The 16,443-nt window shown below is 61.4% G+C and carries 16 protein-coding genes; 11 read left to right on the top strand and 5 right to left on the bottom strand.

Annotation, left to right across the window (positions count from 1 at the left end):
* Positions 1-5: 5 nt before the first annotated feature.
* The 3 genes from ANTHELSMS3_RS02530 to gloB all read right to left on the bottom strand — a co-directional run bounded on the left by ANTHELSMS3_RS02530 (position 6) and on the right by gloB (position 4,222).
* Positions 6-980 (bottom strand): M23 family metallopeptidase, encoded by a 975-nt coding sequence (locus tag ANTHELSMS3_RS02530; RefSeq protein WP_094033503.1) that lies wholly within the window; start codon positions 978-980, stop codon positions 6-8.
* On the bottom strand, positions 977-3,307 hold the full coding sequence (clpA, locus tag ANTHELSMS3_RS02525) for an ATP-dependent Clp protease ATP-binding subunit ClpA (RefSeq protein ID WP_094033502.1): 2,331 nt from the start codon (positions 3,305-3,307) through the stop codon (positions 977-979). Before clpA ends, ANTHELSMS3_RS02530 begins: the two co-directional genes overlap by 4 nt.
* Before the next feature lie 153 nt (positions 3,308-3,460).
* Positions 3,461-4,222, bottom strand: a complete 762-nt coding sequence (gene gloB / locus ANTHELSMS3_RS02520; protein ID WP_094033501.1) for a hydroxyacylglutathione hydrolase — start codon at positions 4,220-4,222, stop codon at positions 3,461-3,463.
* Positions 4,223-4,289: 67 nt separating this feature from the next.
* On the opposite strand from gloB, the gene ANTHELSMS3_RS02515 reads away from it, so the two are divergent.
* From ANTHELSMS3_RS02515 to ANTHELSMS3_RS02475, 9 genes are all read left to right on the top strand, one after another.
* Entirely contained in the window at positions 4,290-5,030 is a 741-nt protein-coding gene (locus ANTHELSMS3_RS02515) for a class I SAM-dependent methyltransferase (RefSeq protein WP_094033500.1), read from the top strand.
* A gap of 368 nt (positions 5,031-5,398) precedes the next feature.
* A complete protein-coding gene (locus ANTHELSMS3_RS02510; RefSeq protein WP_094033499.1) occupies positions 5,399-5,965 on the top strand; it encodes a F0F1 ATP synthase subunit delta in 567 nt (188 codons plus the stop codon).
* Positions 5,966-7,507 (top strand): F0F1 ATP synthase subunit alpha, encoded by a 1,542-nt coding sequence (gene atpA / locus ANTHELSMS3_RS02505; RefSeq protein WP_094033498.1) that lies wholly within the window; start codon positions 5,966-5,968, stop codon positions 7,505-7,507.
* 12 nt (positions 7,508-7,519) lie between these two features.
* Entirely contained in the window at positions 7,520-8,401 is an 882-nt protein-coding gene (locus ANTHELSMS3_RS02500; protein WP_094033497.1) for a F0F1 ATP synthase subunit gamma, read from the top strand.
* A 19-nt stretch (positions 8,402-8,420) separates the two neighbouring features.
* Positions 8,421-9,845: a F0F1 ATP synthase subunit beta gene (gene atpD / locus ANTHELSMS3_RS02495; protein WP_094033496.1), complete on the top strand. Its 1,425-nt coding sequence runs from the start codon at positions 8,421-8,423 to the stop codon at positions 9,843-9,845.
* Positions 9,846-9,936: 91 nt separating this feature from the next.
* Complete coding sequence (locus ANTHELSMS3_RS02490) at positions 9,937-10,368, top strand: F0F1 ATP synthase subunit epsilon (protein WP_094036883.1); 432 nt, start codon at positions 9,937-9,939, stop codon at positions 10,366-10,368.
* Positions 10,369-10,466: 98 nt separating this feature from the next.
* Complete coding sequence (locus ANTHELSMS3_RS02485) at positions 10,467-11,684, top strand: MFS transporter (RefSeq protein WP_094033495.1); 1,218 nt, start codon at positions 10,467-10,469, stop codon at positions 11,682-11,684.
* A 70-nt stretch (positions 11,685-11,754) separates the two neighbouring features.
* Positions 11,755-12,405: a MarC family protein gene (locus ANTHELSMS3_RS02480; protein WP_094033494.1), complete on the top strand. Its 651-nt coding sequence runs from the start codon at positions 11,755-11,757 to the stop codon at positions 12,403-12,405.
* A gap of 75 nt (positions 12,406-12,480) precedes the next feature.
* A complete protein-coding gene (locus ANTHELSMS3_RS02475; RefSeq protein WP_094036882.1) occupies positions 12,481-12,831 on the top strand; it encodes an H-type lectin domain-containing protein in 351 nt (116 codons plus the stop codon).
* A 425-nt stretch (positions 12,832-13,256) separates the two neighbouring features.
* Here the strand turns inward: ANTHELSMS3_RS02475 and ANTHELSMS3_RS02470 are convergent, their stop codons facing one another.
* Positions 13,257-14,264, bottom strand: coding sequence for a ribose-phosphate pyrophosphokinase (locus ANTHELSMS3_RS02470; protein ID WP_094033493.1), 1,008 nt, complete (start codon positions 14,262-14,264; stop codon positions 13,257-13,259).
* Positions 14,265-14,361: 97 nt separating this feature from the next.
* Here ANTHELSMS3_RS02470 and ANTHELSMS3_RS02465 point away from each other — a divergent pair, with 97 nt between their 5' ends.
* Positions 14,362-14,961 carry a 2-hydroxychromene-2-carboxylate isomerase gene (locus ANTHELSMS3_RS02465; protein ID WP_094036881.1) on the top strand — a complete coding sequence of 200 codons (600 nt, stop codon included), beginning with the start codon at positions 14,362-14,364 and terminating at the stop codon, positions 14,959-14,961.
* Positions 14,961-15,773: an alpha/beta fold hydrolase gene (locus tag ANTHELSMS3_RS02460; RefSeq protein WP_094033492.1), complete on the top strand. Its 813-nt coding sequence runs from the start codon at positions 14,961-14,963 to the stop codon at positions 15,771-15,773. The genes ANTHELSMS3_RS02465 and ANTHELSMS3_RS02460 overlap by 1 nt, the downstream gene beginning before the upstream one ends.
* 87 nt (positions 15,774-15,860) lie before the next feature.
* Here the strand turns inward: ANTHELSMS3_RS02460 and plsY are convergent, their stop codons facing one another.
* Positions 15,861-16,442, bottom strand: coding sequence for a glycerol-3-phosphate 1-O-acyltransferase PlsY (gene plsY / locus ANTHELSMS3_RS02455; protein WP_254694827.1), 582 nt, complete (start codon positions 16,440-16,442; stop codon positions 15,861-15,863).
* Position 16,443 lies beyond the last annotated feature (1 nt).

Below are 16,443 nucleotides of genomic sequence, written 5' to 3'. Positions count from 1 at the left end.
CTGCGCTAGTCTTCCACGGTCACATGGGCAAATCGATGTGCGATGACCATGCCGTCACGCGTCAGCCTTGCCCGGCCTATATATTCCCCCGTGGGCCAGCCTGCTTTCGATGCCTTGCGTCCATAGGCGCGCATTTGGCTAACTTGGTCGGCGTCCAGAGTGATTTCTTCGCGAAACACCTTTGTTCCCGCAGGTCCGTCGGCCGACAGGGTCAACACGTCACCCGGTTGGGGATACCCGGCATGGCCATACAAAACGATGGGTTGATCGGGGGTCAGGGTCGCGCGGCGGGCAGTTCCGTCCGCCACGGATTTGAGCGTGGGCACGCTGTTGGAAAATCCGGCAGTGACCAGCCCGGTCCGGGTGTAGGCGGGGGGCTCTGTCCAGAGTGTTTGGACCGGATCGCCGCACGTGCCCGTGGCGTGGGGGCGGAAAGGATCGACAACCTTGCCGTCGCGCATCACGGTTATATGCACATGCGGGTGGTTTGTCTGGCCCGACAGACCCACCAATCCCAGTGGATCGCCGGACTGCACCAAATCGCCGGGAGCGACAGAGACAGACCCCAGCCGTAAATGGCAGTACAGGGTTTGCCAGCCGCCCTCGTGATCGATCAGCACCGCGTTGCCACAGGCATTTTGCGCCGTCACGCCGCGCATCATCCGATCATCGGGCATCTCATCCCGGGTGCGTTTGATGATCCCAGGGGCTGCGGCCAGAACCGATACGCCAGTCTTGACCGCGTCATAATCCAGCAGAGCGAAATCCGTGCCCTTGTGCGCATCGCGAGAGTTGATCCCGCAGGAAAAATCACGTTGACGGCCCTCGGCCGGGTCGTTGTCAACGTAATCTTCAATGAAACAGGTCTCACCCAGAGTACAGTCCAGCGGCACCACAAGACGAAACTCCTCCGCCCCGGCGATCGGAGCGGAGGAAATCAAGGCCATCGCGGTCGCAAATGCGGCACGCGGCCGGGTCATTCCGCCGTCAGAAGTGGCGGTTTTTTCGATCCCAGACGCGGCTTGTCGGGGCCGCTCAGGTCAAGGAACAACTCACCATCGCGGACCGAAACCTTGACGACACCACCTTTGGCCAGTTGACCAAAGAGCAATTCTTCGGCCAGCGGCTTTTTGATGTATTCTTGGATCACACGGCCCAGTGGGCGCGCACCCATCTTGTCGTCATACCCTTTGTCGGCCAGCCATTCGGCGGCGGGTTTGGTCAGTTCGATGGTCACATTGCGATCCATCAACTGCGCCTCAAGCTGCAGAACGAACTTTTCGACAACCTGCAGGATAGTGTCCTTAGGCAACGGACGGAAGCTGATCACCGCGTCCAAACGGTTGCGGAATTCCGGCGTGAATGTCCGTTCGATCGCGGCGGTATCCTCGCCCTCGCGACGATCACGGCCAAAGCCGATGGCGGCCTTCGACATTTCCTGCGCGCCTGCGTTCGAGGTCATGATCAGGATCACATTGCGGAAATCCACTGCCCGGCCGTTGTGATCGGTCAGCGTGCCGTGATCCATGACCTGCAACAGGATGTTGAACACATCCGGATGCGCCTTTTCGATCTCATCCAGCAACAGCACACAGTGCGGGTGTTGATCGACGCCGTCGGTCAACTGGCCGCCTTGATCAAATCCGACATAGCCCGGAGGGGCACCGATCAGGCGGCTGACCGCGTGTTTCTCCATGTACTCGGACATATCAAACCGCAGCAGTTCCACACCCAACTGGTCCGCCAACTGCTTGGCGACTTCGGTCTTGCCGACGCCTGTGGGGCCCGCAAACAGATAGTTGCCAATGGGCTTTTCCGGTTCGCGCAGGCCCGCGCGGGCCAGTTTGATCGCCGAAGACAGCGCCGTGATGGCCGCATCCTGGCCGAACACCACCCGCTTGAGCGATTTTTCGAGATCCTTGAGCACCTCTGCATCGTCCTTGGACACGTTCTTCGGAGGGATGCGGGCGATCTTGGCGACCACGTCCTCAATCTCTTTCGTGCCGATGGATTTGCGACGTTTGGAGGCGGCGACCAGATGCTGTGCGGCACCGGCCTCATCAATGACGTCGATGGCCTTATCTGGCAGCTTGCGGTCATTGATGTAGCGCGCCGACAGCTCCACGGCGGTTTTGATCGCGTCGGCGGTGTATTTGACGCTGTGGTGATCCTCAAAATAGGGTTTCAGCCCCTTGAGGATCTTCACGGTATCCTCGACCGAGGGTTCGTTCACGTCGATTTTCTGGAACCGGCGGCTGAGCGCGCGGTCCTTTTCGAAATGCTGGCGGAACTCCTTGTAAGTGGTCGAGCCCATCGTGCGTAGCTTGCCGCCCTGAAGTGCGGGCTTTAGCAGGTTGGACGCATCCATCGCGCCGCCAGAGGTGGCACCGGCACCGATCACGGTGTGGATTTCGTCGATGAACAGCACACCATCGGGATGCTCTTCAAGCTCCGTCACCACGGCCTTTAGCCGTTCCTCAAAGTCGCCGCGATAGCGCGTACCCGCGAGCAAGGCACCCATGTCGAGCGAGTAGATAGTGGCATTGGCCAGAACCTCGGGCACTTCGCCAGAGATGATCTTGCGCGCCAGCCCCTCGGCGATGGCCGTTTTGCCCACGCCGGGGTCGCCCACCAGCAGCGGGTTGTTCTTACGGCGGCGGCACAATACCTGAATGCAACGCTCTACCTCGGAATCGCGGCCAATCAGCGGGTCAACGTCTCCCGCCTGCGCCTTGGCGTTCAGATCCACGCAATACTTGCCCAGTGCCGATTCCTTGTCGGCCCCTGCGGCGGTCGATTCGGCCTGCACGGCCTCTTCTTCGCCGTCGGTCGCACCTTGAACCGGGCGCGCCTCTCCGTAGGCGGGGTTCTTGGCAACGCCGTGCGCGATAAAGTTCACTGCGTCATAGCGCGTCATGTCCTGCTCTTGCAGGAAGTAGGCGGCGTTGGATTCGCGTTCGGCAAAGATGGCGACCAGCACGTTGGCGCCTGTCACCTCTGTGCGACCGGAGGATTGCACATGGATCGCGGCGCGCTGAATCACGCGCTGGAACGCGGCTGTCGGCACCGCCTCTGATCCCTCGATATCGGTGACGAGGTTGGACAGATCGTCGTCGATAAATTCGACGAGCGTGGTGCGCAACTCCTCCGTATCGACAGAACAGGCTTTCATTACGCGAGAGGCATCGGGCTCATCGACCAGCGCAAGAAGTAGGTGTTCGAGCGTGGCGAATTCGTGGCTGCGCGAGTTCGCGAGCGCCAGAGCCGAGTGAATTGCCTGCTCAAGGGTGTTCGAGAATGAAGGCACGGGCGTGCTCCTCTTGTCTGCGCGGATCCGTTGGTTCGGACCAGCATTGCCTCATAGTGTTAAAGTTTGGTCGATTGCGGCCAACCTTCAAGTTTTTTCTCAGGATTCCTGCATCACTTTTGGACAAGGGACCGAAACCTGCCGCGAGCGTGATCAGAAATTGTCCTTGCGTTTGCGCACCTCGGCAAAGACTTCGGCGTCAGTTCCGCCGGGCAGTCCGACGGCCTTTTTGACGCTATCCAAGGGCGCGCGGAGAAACGGGTTCGTATCAAGTTCTACTGAAAGCGGGACCTGCGCGGTCGGCCGCCCCATCGCGCGGGCGGCGTCGATCTCGGCTGCACGAGAGATAAGTGCTTCGTTCTGCGGTTCAATAGTCAGGGCAAAGGCGGCGTTGGACGATGTGTATTCATGGCCCGAGTATACCACGGTTTCCGGTGGCAAAGAGGCCAGTTTTTCCAGACTTTCCCACATCATTTCCGGTGTGCCTTCGAAGATGCGGCCACATCCCAGCGCCATCAAGCTGTCGGCGGTGAACACGGCCTTTGCCTGCGGATAGTGGTAGGCGACATGACCCAGCGTGTGACCCGGCACGGAGATCACCTCGCAGAGCCCCTCGCCGGTGCCGCCGGAAAATCCGGGGTCCAGCGCCATGTCCAGTTTCGGCAGTTTGGCTGCCTCTGCTTTGGGGCCCATGACCATACAGCCATACTTTTCGCGCAACTCAGCCACGCCACCCACATGGTCGTGGTGGTGATGTGTCAGCATGATCACCCCCAAAGTCCAGCCGCGCGCCTCCAACGCGTCGATGATCGGACCCGCTTCGGGGGCGTCGATCAGCGCGGTGCCGTCGGGGCCGTGGACGAGATAGGCATAATTGTCCGACAGGCAGGGTACGGTCACGATGTCGAGGGGCATGGTCTTTCCTTCGCGGCTTTGTCAGGATGGTCGGCGACCAGAGTGGCGCATCGCGCGGGGGGGTTCAATGCATCTGGATGTGCAGGTGTTGCGGGATTTCTACTATCGCAGTGCGCTTGGGCGTGCTGCGCAAAAGATCCTGCGCGCTCAGGTGTGCAGGTTCTGGCCCGAGGCCAAGGGGCAGACCGTGGTTGGCTATGGCTTTGCCGTGCCGCTTTTGCGGCCCTATCTCAAGGACTCGCGGCGCGTTCTGGCGCTGATGCCGTCGCCACAGGGCGTCATGCCCTGGCCAGCGGGCATGGCGAATGTGTCTGTTCTGAGCGAAGAGACACTCTGGCCGCTGGAAACCGGCCATGTCGACCGGCTGATCCTGATGCACGGGCTGGAAACCTCCGAGCGGCCTTCTGACCTGCTGGACGAGGCGTATCGCGTGCTGGGTCCGGGTGGCAGGGCGTTGTTCATCCTGCCCAACCGTTCGGGCATCTGGGCGCGGGCGGATCACACACCATTCGGTTATGGGCGGCCCTATTCGCTGGGCCAGTTAGAAACGCAGCTCAAGCGGCATGACTTTGTCCCCGAGGCGCATGTCTCGGTTCTGTATCAACCTCCGTCGACGCGGCGATTCTGGATGAAGACAGGGCCGATCTGGGAAAAGGTCGGCCGGGCGGTGCCGGTGACGGCTGGCGGCGTGATGCTGGTCGAGGCGTCCAAGCGGCACCCGCCTTCGCGACGCAAAGTGGGAAAGGCGGCAAAGGTGCTGAACCCGCTCGAGGTGCTGGCCCCCGCCGGAAAGGCGAAACCGGTGTGATTGGGCTGCCGGATCGGCGCTCGTTGCCTGCGGCAACATCGCCTCGCCCACCGTCCCCGGCCGCATCTGTCGATTGTGTGTCAGAGAGTCGGATTCTGCTCGGGAATCGTGCATTCGCAGCAAAAATCGTGTCTTCTGGGCATGTTGACAGGGCACGAAAGGTCGCACCAAGCGGGTGATTTTCGTCAACGCTTTGAAAACATTAGGTTTAGCGCAAGAGTTTATCTTTTCTAAGTATGTTGCGAGGTGGGGGTGGCTCTGCTACATCCGCGTCGATTTGATTGCTTTGACGTAGGTCAAGGTATGGAAACGCCGCCAGACGCCGCCCCGGGACGGGGCGCGCGTTGTGTCGGCATACTAACGGAAGGGTGGACGTGTCTGACTCAGCATCGATTTCCTCCGGCATCGCAGAGCGCTATGCCACCGCCGTCTTCGGGATTGTGAAGGAGGCCGGTGAGCTTCCCACTCTCGAAGCCAATCTGGATGATCTTTCTGCCGCTCTCAACGACAGCGCCGACCTGCGGGACCTTCTGGTGAACCCCGTGTATTCGCGTGACGCCCAGGGCGCGGCGATCGGTTCGATTGCGGACAAGATGGGCCTGATGCCCGCCTTGAACAACGCGCTGCGCCTGATGGCGTCCAAGCGTCGTCTGTTTGTGGTGCCGCAGATGGTAACCCGCCTGCGCGAGATGATCGCGACAGAAAAGGGTGAAGTGACCGCCGAGGTGACCTCGGCCACCGCGCTGACAGACGCTCAGACCGCCCAGTTGGCGAAGACTCTCAGCGCCAATGTCGGCAAGGACGTTAAAATCAATGCGACCGTCGATGAAAGCCTCATCGGCGGTCTTGTCGTCAAGGTGGGCTCGAAGATGATCGACACTTCGATCCGCTCGAAGCTCAACTCCCTCCAGAATGCAATGAAAGAGGTCGGATAAATGGGTATCCAAGCTGCAGAGATTTCTGCGATCCTGAAGGACCAGATCAAGAACTTCGGCCAAGATGCCGAAGTTGCCGAGATCGGTCGCGTGCTCTCGGTTGGTGACGGTATCGCCCGTGTCCACGGCCTCGACAACATCCAGGCCGGCGAAATGGTCGAGTTCCCGGGTGGCATCATGGGCATGGCGCTGAACCTCGAAACCGACAACGTCGGTATCGTGATCTTCGGCTCTGACCGTGACATCAAAGAAGGTGACACCGTCAAGCGCACCAACTCGATCGTGGACGTGCCTGCGGGCAACGGTCTGCTGGGTCGCGTTGTGGACGGTCTGGGCAACCCGCTGGACGGCAAGGGCCCGATTGAGGCAACCGAGCGTCGCATCGCCGACCAAAAGGCACCGGGCATCATCCCGCGTAAATCGGTTCACGAACCGATGGCAACCGGCCTCAAAGCCGTTGACGCGATGATCCCGATTGGCCGTGGCCAGCGCGAGCTGATCATTGGTGACCGTCAGACCGGTAAAACCGCCGTTGCTCTGGATGCGATCCTGAACCAAAAGACCTACAACGACGCCGCCGGCGATGATGACAGCAAAAAGCTGTACTGCATCTATGTGGCCATCGGTCAGAAGCGTTCGACCGTTGCCCAGCTGGTGAAAAAGCTCGAAGAAACAGGCGCGATTGATTATTCGATCGTCGTGGCCGCTACCGCGTCCGACCCGGCGCCGATGCAGTTCCTGGCGCCCTACGCCGCAACCGCAATGGCCGAGTTCTTCCGCGACAACGGCAAGCACGCGCTGATCATCTACGATGACCTGTCCAAGCAGGCCGTGTCCTACCGCCAGATGTCGCTGCTGCTGCGCCGCCCGCCCGGCCGCGAAGCGTACCCCGGCGACGTTTTCTACCTCCACTCGCGCCTGCTGGAACGTTCGGCCAAGCTGAATGAAGACAACGGTGCAGGGTCGCTGACCGCTCTGCCGATCATCGAAACCCAGGGTGGTGACGTTTCGGCGTTTATTCCGACCAACGTGATCTCGATCACCGACGGCCAGATCTTCCTCGAAACCGAACTGTTCTATCAGGGTATCCGCCCTGCCGTGAACACCGGTCTGTCGGTGTCGCGCGTTGGTTCGTCCGCCCAGACCGACGCCATGTCGTCGGTTGCCGGTCCGGTGAAACTGTCGCTGGCGCAGTACCGCGAAATGGCGGCCTTTGCCCAGTTCGGTTCTGACCTTGACGCCGCCACCCAGCAGCTGCTGGCCCGTGGTGCCCGTCTGACAGAGCTGATGAAGCAGCCGCAGTATTCGCCGCTGACCAACGCAGAAATCGTCTGCATCATTTTCGCGGGCACCAACGGTTACCTGGACAAGGTTCCGGTGTCGCAGGTGGGTCGCTTCGAAACCGGTCTGCTGGCGTTCCTGCGCGGCAAGAAGGCTGACTTCTTGGACTGGATCGAGACCGAAGATCCCAAGTTCAAGAAGGGTGAGCCGGTTGAAAAGATGAAGGCGGTGCTTGACGAATTTGCCGCCGACTTCTCGTAAGGGGACTCTCTGATGCCCAACCTGAAGGATCTCAAGAACAGGATCGCGTCGGTCAAATCGACCCGCAAGATCACCAAGGCCATGCAGATGGTGGCTGCCGCAAAACTGCGGCGGGCACAGGAAGCGGCCGAAGCGGCCCGCCCTTACGCGGAACGCTTCAATGGTGTGATGGCGTCGTTGGCCGCGTCGGTCGGTGACAGTGATGCAGCTCCCCGCCTTTTGGCGGGGACCGGCAAGGACGATGTGCAGCTTCTGGTGGTCATGACCTCGGAACGCGGCCTCTGCGGCGGTTTCAACACGAATATCGTGAAGCTGGCAAAGACCCGCGCCGAAAAGCTTTTGGCCGAAGGCAAGACCGTCAAGATTTTGACTGTCGGCAAGAAGGGTCGTGAGCAGCTCAAGCGCGAGTACTCGAAGTACTTTGTGGGTCACGTTGACCTCGGGGAGGTCAAACGCCTTGGCTACAACAATGCTCAGGACATCGCGCGCGACGTCCTAGGCCGCTTTGACGCGGGCGAATTTGACGTGGCGACAATCTTTTACGCCTCGTTCCAGTCCGTCATCGCCCAGGTGCCGACAGCACAGCAGATCATCCCCGCCGCCTACGAAAGCGAAGGGTCGGACGATGCGGGCGAAAGCACGCTCTACGACTACGAACCTGACGAAGAGGCAATCCTCACCGACCTGTTGCCGCGCGGTGTCGCGACGCAGATCTTCTCGGCCTTGCTCGAGAATGCCGCCTCCGAACAGGGCGCGCGCATGTCGGCGATGGACAACGCCACACGGAACGCGGGTGATATGATCGACCAACTGACCATCGAGTACAACCGCTCGCGTCAGGCTGTCATCACCAACGAACTGATCGAAATCATTTCGGGCGCCGAGGCGCTCTAAAGAAGACCGGAGACGAAACATGGCAAACGCACAAGGCAAGATCACGCAGGTGATTGGCGCCGTGGTCGACGTTCAGTTCGACGACGACCTGCCGGCAATTCTGAACGCGCTGAACACTGACAACAACGGCAAGAAGCTGGTGTTGGAAGTGGCGCAGCACCTCGGCGAAAACACCGTCCGCACCATCGCGATGGACGCAACCGAGGGTCTCGTGCGCGGTCAGCGCGTCGAGGACACCGGTGGTCCGATCACGGTGCCGGTCGGCAACGCAACGCTGGGCCGCATCCTGAACGTCATCGGTGAGCCGGTTGACGAAGGTGCGCCGCTCAACGCGACCGAGTTCCGCGCTATCCACCAGCCCGCCCCGGAATTCATCGAGCAATCGACCGAATCCGAGGTTCTGGAAACCGGCATCAAGGTCATCGACCTGCTGGCACCATACGCCAAGGGCGGCAAGATCGGCCTGTTCGGCGGCGCCGGCGTGGGCAAGACCGTTCTCATCATGGAACTGATCAACAACATCGCAAAGGTGCACTCGGGTTACTCCGTGTTCGCCGGTGTTGGCGAACGGACCCGTGAAGGCAACGACCTTTACCACGAGATGATCGAATCCAACGTCATCAAGCCCGACAACCTTGAAGAATCGCAGGTTGCTCTGGTCTACGGCCAGATGAACGAGCCTCCGGGCGCGCGTGCCCGTGTTGCCCTGACCGGCCTGACACTGGCCGAGCAGTTCCGCGACCAGTCCGGGACCGACGTTCTGTTCTTCGTGGACAACATCTTCCGCTTTACGCAGGCGGGCTCCGAGGTTTCGGCTCTGCTCGGTCGTATTCCTTCGGCGGTGGGCTACCAGCCGACGCTGGCGACCGACATGGGCGCCATGCAGGAACGCATCACCTCGACAAAGTCGGGCTCGATTACCTCGATCCAGGCCGTCTACGTTCCCGCGGACGACCTTACCGACCCCGCACCTGCAACCACCTTTGCGCACTTGGATGCGACCACGGTTCTCAACCGTGCGATCTCGGAACTCGGCATCTACCCCGCCGTGGACCCGCTCGACTCCAACTCGCGCCTGATGGATCCGCAGATCGTCGGCGAAGAGCACTATCAGGTTGCGCGTGACGTGCAGGGTATTCTGCAGCGCTACAAGTCGCTTCAGGACATCATCGCCATCCTCGGGATGGACGAACTGTCCGAAGAGGACAAATTGACCGTGGCCCGTGCCCGTAAGATCCAGCGCTTCCTGTCGCAGCCGTTCGACGTGGCAAAGGTCTTTACCGGCTCGGACGGTATTCAGGTGCCGCTTGCGGACACCGTGTCGTCGTTCAAGGCGGTTGTGGCGGGTGAATACGACCACCTGCCCGAAGCAGCCTTCTACATGGTTGGCGGCATTGACGAGGTGATCGCCAAAGCCGAGAAGCTGGCCGCCGAGGCTGCCTGAGCGTGCGGCGGGGGTAACCCCGCCTTGCGCGAACGATCAAACGCCGGGGGGCAGGCGGGGGTGACCCCGCCACCCGGTACAGGAGATGAACATGGCAGAAACGATGCAATTCGACCTGGTCTCGCCCGAGCGCCGTCTGATGTCGGCCGAGGTGACTTCGGTGCGCATTCCCGGCGCGGATGGCGATCTTACCGCCATGCCCAACCATGCGCCGCTGATTACCACGCTGCGTCCGGGCGTCCTGACGGTCGAGACCCAGAAGGGCGTCGAGGAGTTTGTCGTGACCGGCGGTTTCGCCGAGATCGGCGAAAGCCTGTCGGTGCTGGCGGAAAAGGCGCTGCCGCGTGCGGATGTCGATCAGGCCACCTATGAGGCACTGGTTGATGAGGCGCACCGCGTCTACCAAGTGACCAAAGACACCGCCGAAGATCCCGGTCTGGTGGACGATGCGGTCAAGCTGCTTCAGGATATGGTGGCAGTTGGATCGCACATTGGGCTGGATCCGAAATCCCCCTCGCTCTGAGGCCCTGAACAATCTATCATTGAAAAGGCTCCGCCACGGCGGGGCCTTTTCATTTTGGGCCTGCGTCATGCGCAGCGAACATTTATCGGACGTCTTTCATGTCGGCACCGCGCGGCGCGCTTTGGTTCATCCTTGCGACCATCTTTATTGACGCCATTGGGATTGGCCTGATCTTTCCGATCATGCCGGATCTGATGGAACGTGTGGGCGCTGGGGACACGGCCACCGGCGCGTTCTGGGGCGGGGTGCTGATGTCCGCCTACGCCGGGGCGCAGTTTCTGTTTTCGCCCGCAGTGGGCGGTATTTCGGACGCACTGGGGCGCAAGCCTGTGTTGTTGTTCACCCTTGCAGCGCTTGCTGTGGACTATGTCATCATGGCGCTGGCGACAGGGTTCTGGATCTTGCTGATCGGGCGTCTGGTGGCGGGCATTGCCGGGGCTACATACATCACCGCGACCGCCTATCTGGCTGACATTTCGGACCCAAAGGACCGCGCCGCGAACTTTGGGCTGATCGGTGCCACCTTCGGCGTCGGGTTCATCTTTGGCCCGGCATTGGGGGGCTTGCTGGCGGGGGTGCATGTCACCGCGCCGTTCTGGGCCGCTGCTGGGTTGGCGGCGTTGAACTTTGCCTTCGGGCAGTTGGTCCTGCCTGAAAGTCTGCCACCCGCCAAGCGTCGCCCCTTCGACCGGCGCGACCTCAATCCCTTTGCCGCGATCATCAAGGCCGCCCGCCTGCCGGGTCTGATGCTGCCGCTGATCGGGCTGTTCCTGTTCGAGTTCGCCAACATGGTCTACCCGGTGCTCTGGGCGTTTTGGACCAGAGAGTCGTTTGGCTGGTCTGCGGGCCTGATAGGTTTTTCACTGGCGGGCTACGGTGTGGGTGTCGCCATCACTCAGGGCGGGTTGATGCGTGTCCTGATCCCTCGGATAGGCGAATGGCGGACATTAATGATTGCCGTGGCAGCGGGCATCATTGCCTCGGCAGCCTATGGCGTCATTTCGGCCGCGTGGCTGGTCTGGGCCTTTCTCCCGTTTGCGTGTCTGTCGGACATGGCTCCGCCGAACGCAATCGGCATGGCGTCGAATCTGGTGGATGAGGACCGGCAGGGCCTGTTGCAGGGGGTCATTGCCAGTCTGGCCGCCATCGCCGCCATCGTGGCGCCGCTGATCATCACCCCGCTGTTCCGCACTTTTGCGGCGCCAGACGCCGCACTTTATCTACCGGGGGCCCCATTCCTTGTGACAACTGCGTTGTTACTAGTCAGTGCGGCAGTTTTCTGGCCAATGCGCGCACGTTCCCGTGTCGGCGCATAGCCTTGCCTTGTGGCGGCTGTCGCCGTCTGACAATAACTTTTCGGTCCCTCTATCGTGAAAGCATGCCCATATGGTCTTTGACTTCAGCTCCCTGCTGCGTGATTTCATCACGTTGCTGGTCGTGATTGATCCAATCGGTACTTTGCCGGTGTTCTATTTCGCGACGGCTGCGGTCCCGGCGGCGCTGCATTGGCGGTTTGCCCTGCGAGCCGTTTTTGTCGCGTGGATCGTGCTGATCGCGTTTCTGGTGGCCGGGCAACTCCTGCTCGAAGGGCTGGGCCTGCGCTTTGGCTCATTTCAGATTGCCGGGGGGATCGTGCTGTTCATCTTTGCGATGACCATGATCTTTGGCGAGTCCAAACCCCAACGTGAAATCGAAGAGGCCGGGCGCGGTGACCTGTCGGGGGCGGTGTTTCCGTTGGCGATGCCCTCTATCGCCTCTCCTGGCGCAATGCTGGCCATCGTGGTGCTGACCGACAATAACAAGAATTCGATCCCTGACCAGCTTGTGACGGCGGGTCTGTTGACGGTTATCCTTGTGCTGACTCTGGTTCTATTGCTGTTAGGGACGTACCTGAAAAAGGTGCTGGGCAACTCGGGGGCCTCGGTCATTTCCCGCGTGATGGGGATTATCCTTGCCACGGTGGCGGTGGATGCCATCCTTGTCGGGTTGGACGCCGTGGGTGTCCTGACCGTCGATGCGCCTACAAGCCAGCTCTGACTGTAACTGCCTTTCGTCCTTCACATTTTTGCCCGATTGCCCAATTATCCAATGGGCGCGGACAAAGGGCATGGCATGAAGAAACTGACCGGCAGCCGAATTGGCGTGGACCAGGGCGACGATGAAGTCTTTTCGGAATTCGCCACGGGCGGCGACATGTGGACCGGAGAGGGCAGTCGTGAGCGCCGCAAACGCGTCCGTTTTTCCGAGGCCTTCCGCACGCCGCCTTGCGTGCATGTCGGACTGTCGCTGTGGGATGTAGACCAGCGGGCCAACGTCCGCGCGGAACTGGTTGCCGAAAACATCGGAACAGAGGCGTTTGATCTGGTCTTTCGCACATGGGCGGACACCCGAATTGCTCGCGTCCGACTAAGCTGGATGGCGCTTGGCGAAGTCTCCAGTGAGGACGACTGGGATCTATATTGAGCGTCTTGCGGCGGTAGGTTTGATGACACAGGCTCAAGGATCAGGAACTTATACGACGGCCAACTTGCCGTCCCGCGCGATCAGCTCAACCTCCAACAAAGCGACAGCGCAGAGGCGCTAGATCTAACATTTGCCCTGCAACAGCTGGTCCGCCATCAGGACGGTCCATCAGCGCATCGATTTTGGCCGCAGAAATCTGCCCGGCCCCAGCGCCCGGAGAAAAGGATCTCTGACCCCGACACACAGTTGGTCCGACCCACCAGCCCGCCGCCTGACATCATCAGACGTTCAATCATCAAATCGCCCGGATGGGCGGCGCGGCCTTCGGCGCTGGCGCTTTCAGATAGCGGATGCGCCTGACTGCATGTGTTGCCAGGGCGCTCCGAGATCCGCGTTTACCTGCGCTAAAGTCGCCGGTCAGGCTCTCAGAGAATGCCCTCGTAGATCGGCCCCAAGGTTTCGGTTTCAAACAGCGACGACACGCTGGTGCCATTCCAGATGTTCAGGATCGCCTGTGCAAACATCGGTGCGGTCGGCAGGATGCGAATGTTCGGCGCGGCTGCGACTGAGGCGGATGGCTGGATCGAATCCGTCAGAACCAGAGATTTCATCACCGAGTTTGTGATCCGCTCGACCGCAGGGCCGGACATGACGCCGTGGCTGATATAGGCGTGAACTTCGGTCGCACCGTGCTCCATCAGCACCTCTGCCGCCTTACACAGGGTTCCGGCGGTGTCGCACATGTCGTCCACGATGATACAGCGTTTGCCCTCGACGCTGCCGATCACCGTCATCTCGGCCACTTCACCGGGCTTTTCGCGGCGCTTGTCGACGATCGACAGCGGGGCCTCGATCCTTTTGGCCAGTTCGCGTGCCCGCGCCACACCGCCCACGTCGGGCGAGATCACCATGACGTCGCTCAGATCCTCAAACTGGTTCTTGATATCCAGCGCAAAGATCGGCGAGGCATAGAGGTTGTCCACCGGAATATCGAAGAAGCCCTGAATTTGCGCGGCGTGCAGATCCATGGTCAGCACCCGTTCAATACCCGCCTCGGCGATCATGTTGGCCACCAGCTTGGCGGTGATCGGCGTGCGCGCCTTGGTGCGGCGATCCTGCCGGGCATAACCGAAATATGGGATCACGGCGGTGATGCGCGCCGCTGACGACCGGCGCAGCGCGTCGGCCATGATCAGCAGTTCCATCAGGTTGTCGTTGGCAGGGTTCGACGTCGATTGCATGATGAACATGTCCTCGCCGCGGACATTCTCGAAAACCTCGACAAAGATTTCCTGATCGTTGAACTGTTCGACGCGGGCGTCGACCAGTTTGACGCTCATCCCGCGATACAGCGACATGCGGCGGGCGACGGCCTCGGCCAACGGTTTGTTGGCGTTGCCAGAAATGATCTTGGGTTCGATGACGGTGGGCATGGGGCATGGCCTTCGGAAGGTGACGGATTCGTGACGTTGCGGTCCGGTTAGCATGCGCCTAACGTCGGCGCCAGCGCAGGACCCAGGAGGCGACGACATGGCCCATATCGACTATTTCCTTTCCACGATTTCCCCCTTCACCTATTTCGCGGGTTTACGACTCGAAGAAATCGCCGCGAAACATGGCGCAACCATCGCCTACAAGCCGATCGACATCATCGCGCTGTTCGGGCGCACCGGCGGGACGCCTCCGGGGCAACGACACCAGAACCGGCAGGATTACCGGCTTCAGGAACTGGCGCGCGCGTCCAGCAAGACGGGCCTGCCCTATCACGAAAAGCCCGCCCATTTCCCGACCAATGCGGCACCGTCGTCCTATGCGGTGATCGCGGCCCAAAAGGCTGGTGGCGGTGATCTTGGCAAACTGTGCCACAGCCTGCTGGCGGCCGTCTGGGCCGAGCAAAAGGACATCGCCGAGGATGCTGTGATCAAGGCCTGCCTCGAAGGTGCGGGTTTTGACCCCGCGCTGGCTGACACTGGCCTGCTGACCGGGGCCGAGATTTATCCCGCCAACCTCGAAGAAGCGGTGGAAAAGGGCGTGTTCGGCGCGCCGTTCTACGTTGTCGACAGCGGGCAGGTGTTTTGGGGCAATGACAGGCTTGACGATCTGGACGCCCACCTGGACGGACGTCTCTAATGCGAGACGCCAGCGCCGGTTCTGATCTGAACTGGCGCACATGGGGGCAGGGGCCGGCACAGGTGCTGGCCCTGCACTGCGGGCTGGGGCAGGGCGGGATGTGGCGAGAGGTGGCCGAGGCGCTGGCCGACCGCACCACCCTGCGCGCGCCCGACCTGCCGGGGCATGGCAAAAGCCCGCCGTTCCCCGACGGCGAGGATGTGCATGACGCCGCCTGCGACGCCCTGCGCCCGCATTTGACCGATGGTATCCACCTTGCCGGTCACAGCTTTGGCGCAACCCTCGCCCTGCGCCTCGCGCTGGAGGCTCCCGATCGGATCGCATCGCTGACGCTGATAGAGCCGGTGTTCTTTGCAGCCGCGCCCGACAGCGCTTTAAAACGGGACCACAAGGCCGCCGAAAAAGACCTGTACCGGGAATGCGACGCTGGCAACCTGCTGCAGGGCGCGCGCCTGTTCAATCGGCTCTGGGGCGGCGGCGTGCCTTGGGACAGTTTCCCGGAACGGGTGCAACAGGGCATGGCGCGGCAGATGCCTTTTGTTTGCGCCACCGAACCAGCGCTCTGGCAGGACCGCGCCGGGATGCTGGAACAAGACGGGTTGGAGCGGATTACCTGCCCGGTCACCCTGCTGCGCGGCTCGGACACTGTGCCGATCATCGCCGAGGTCCACCGGGGCCTGATGGACCGCCTGCCGCAAGCACGCGAAAAAACCGTCGCAGGCGCGGGCCACATGGTCCTGCTCAGCCATCCGGACGCGGTGACAGAGACCCTGCGCGGTGCGTGCGCCGCCTCTTGCGCTTCTTCTTTGTAAAAATACCCCTGTTCTTTTTCATAACTCAGGGGGCGACCAAAGGAAGTCGGGGACAGCGCCCCCTTTTCTCGATCAGAACCGGGACCCTTACTTCTTGCCGATCTTCGGCTCTGTCCCGGCTCGCAGCCGCGCGATATTGGCCGAATGCCGCCACCAGACCAGCGCTGCCAGCAATAGCGCGCTGACGATCAGCTCAACCCGCCCGGTCAACAGCAGCCAGACCGGCGCCGAGGCAGAGGCGACCAGCGCGCCTACCGATGACACCCGTGACAGAAACGCCCCCGCCAGCCAGCTTGCACAGCACAGCAGGCCCACAGGCCATGCCAGCGCCAGCATCAGGCCAAGGAACGTCGCAACGCCTTTGCCCCCCTTGAAGCCCAGCCAAACCGGAAAGCAGTGACCGAAAAAGGCTGCGACCCCAGCCGCCTGCACCGCCAGATCATCGGCCCCAAAGGCGCGCGCCAGCAGCACCGCCGCCGCGCCCTTGCCGCCGTCCAGCAGCAGCGTCGCCAGCGCGGCGGGCTTGTTGCCGGTGCGCAGCACGTTGGTGGCACCGATGTTACCAGAGCCGATCTTGCGCAGATCGCCCAGCCCCATAGCGCGTGAGATCAGCACGCCGAAAGGCACCGACCCCAGCAGATAGCCCAGAACCGCCCAGAGGATCATCATA

This window comes from Antarctobacter heliothermus (genome assembly GCF_002237555.1).
In the GTDB taxonomy this organism is placed as follows: Bacteria; Pseudomonadota; Alphaproteobacteria; order Rhodobacterales; family Rhodobacteraceae; genus Antarctobacter; species Antarctobacter heliothermus_B.
Note: the sequence above shows the minus strand (reverse complement) of the source record. Positions and strands in the feature narration are given on the sequence as shown.

Coding starts and splice junctions, on each gene's coding strand:
- ANTHELSMS3_RS02530 (WP_094033503.1), bottom strand. CDS start 980: ATGACCCGGCCGCGTGCCGCATTTGCGACCGCGATGGCCTTGATTTCC.
- gloB (WP_094033501.1), bottom strand. CDS start 4,222: ATGCCCCTCGACATCGTGACCGTACCCTGCCTGTCGGACAATTATGCC.
- ANTHELSMS3_RS02515 (WP_094033500.1), top strand. CDS start 4,290: ATGCATCTGGATGTGCAGGTGTTGCGGGATTTCTACTATCGCAGTGCG.
- atpA (WP_094033498.1), top strand. CDS start 5,966: ATGGGTATCCAAGCTGCAGAGATTTCTGCGATCCTGAAGGACCAGATC.
- ANTHELSMS3_RS02500 (WP_094033497.1), top strand. CDS start 7,520: ATGCCCAACCTGAAGGATCTCAAGAACAGGATCGCGTCGGTCAAATCG.
- atpD (WP_094033496.1), top strand. CDS start 8,421: ATGGCAAACGCACAAGGCAAGATCACGCAGGTGATTGGCGCCGTGGTC.
- ANTHELSMS3_RS02490 (WP_094036883.1), top strand. CDS start 9,937: ATGGCAGAAACGATGCAATTCGACCTGGTCTCGCCCGAGCGCCGTCTG.
- ANTHELSMS3_RS02485 (WP_094033495.1), top strand. CDS start 10,467: ATGTCGGCACCGCGCGGCGCGCTTTGGTTCATCCTTGCGACCATCTTT.
- ANTHELSMS3_RS02480 (WP_094033494.1), top strand. CDS start 11,755: ATGGTCTTTGACTTCAGCTCCCTGCTGCGTGATTTCATCACGTTGCTG.
- ANTHELSMS3_RS02475 (WP_094036882.1), top strand. CDS start 12,481: ATGAAGAAACTGACCGGCAGCCGAATTGGCGTGGACCAGGGCGACGAT.
- ANTHELSMS3_RS02470 (WP_094033493.1), bottom strand. CDS start 14,264: ATGCCCACCGTCATCGAACCCAAGATCATTTCTGGCAACGCCAACAAA.
- ANTHELSMS3_RS02465 (WP_094036881.1), top strand. CDS start 14,362: ATGGCCCATATCGACTATTTCCTTTCCACGATTTCCCCCTTCACCTAT.
- ANTHELSMS3_RS02460 (WP_094033492.1), top strand. CDS start 14,961: ATGCGAGACGCCAGCGCCGGTTCTGATCTGAACTGGCGCACATGGGGG.
- plsY (WP_254694827.1), bottom strand. CDS start 16,442: ATGATGATCCTCTGGGCGGTTCTGGGCTATCTGCTGGGGTCGGTGCCT.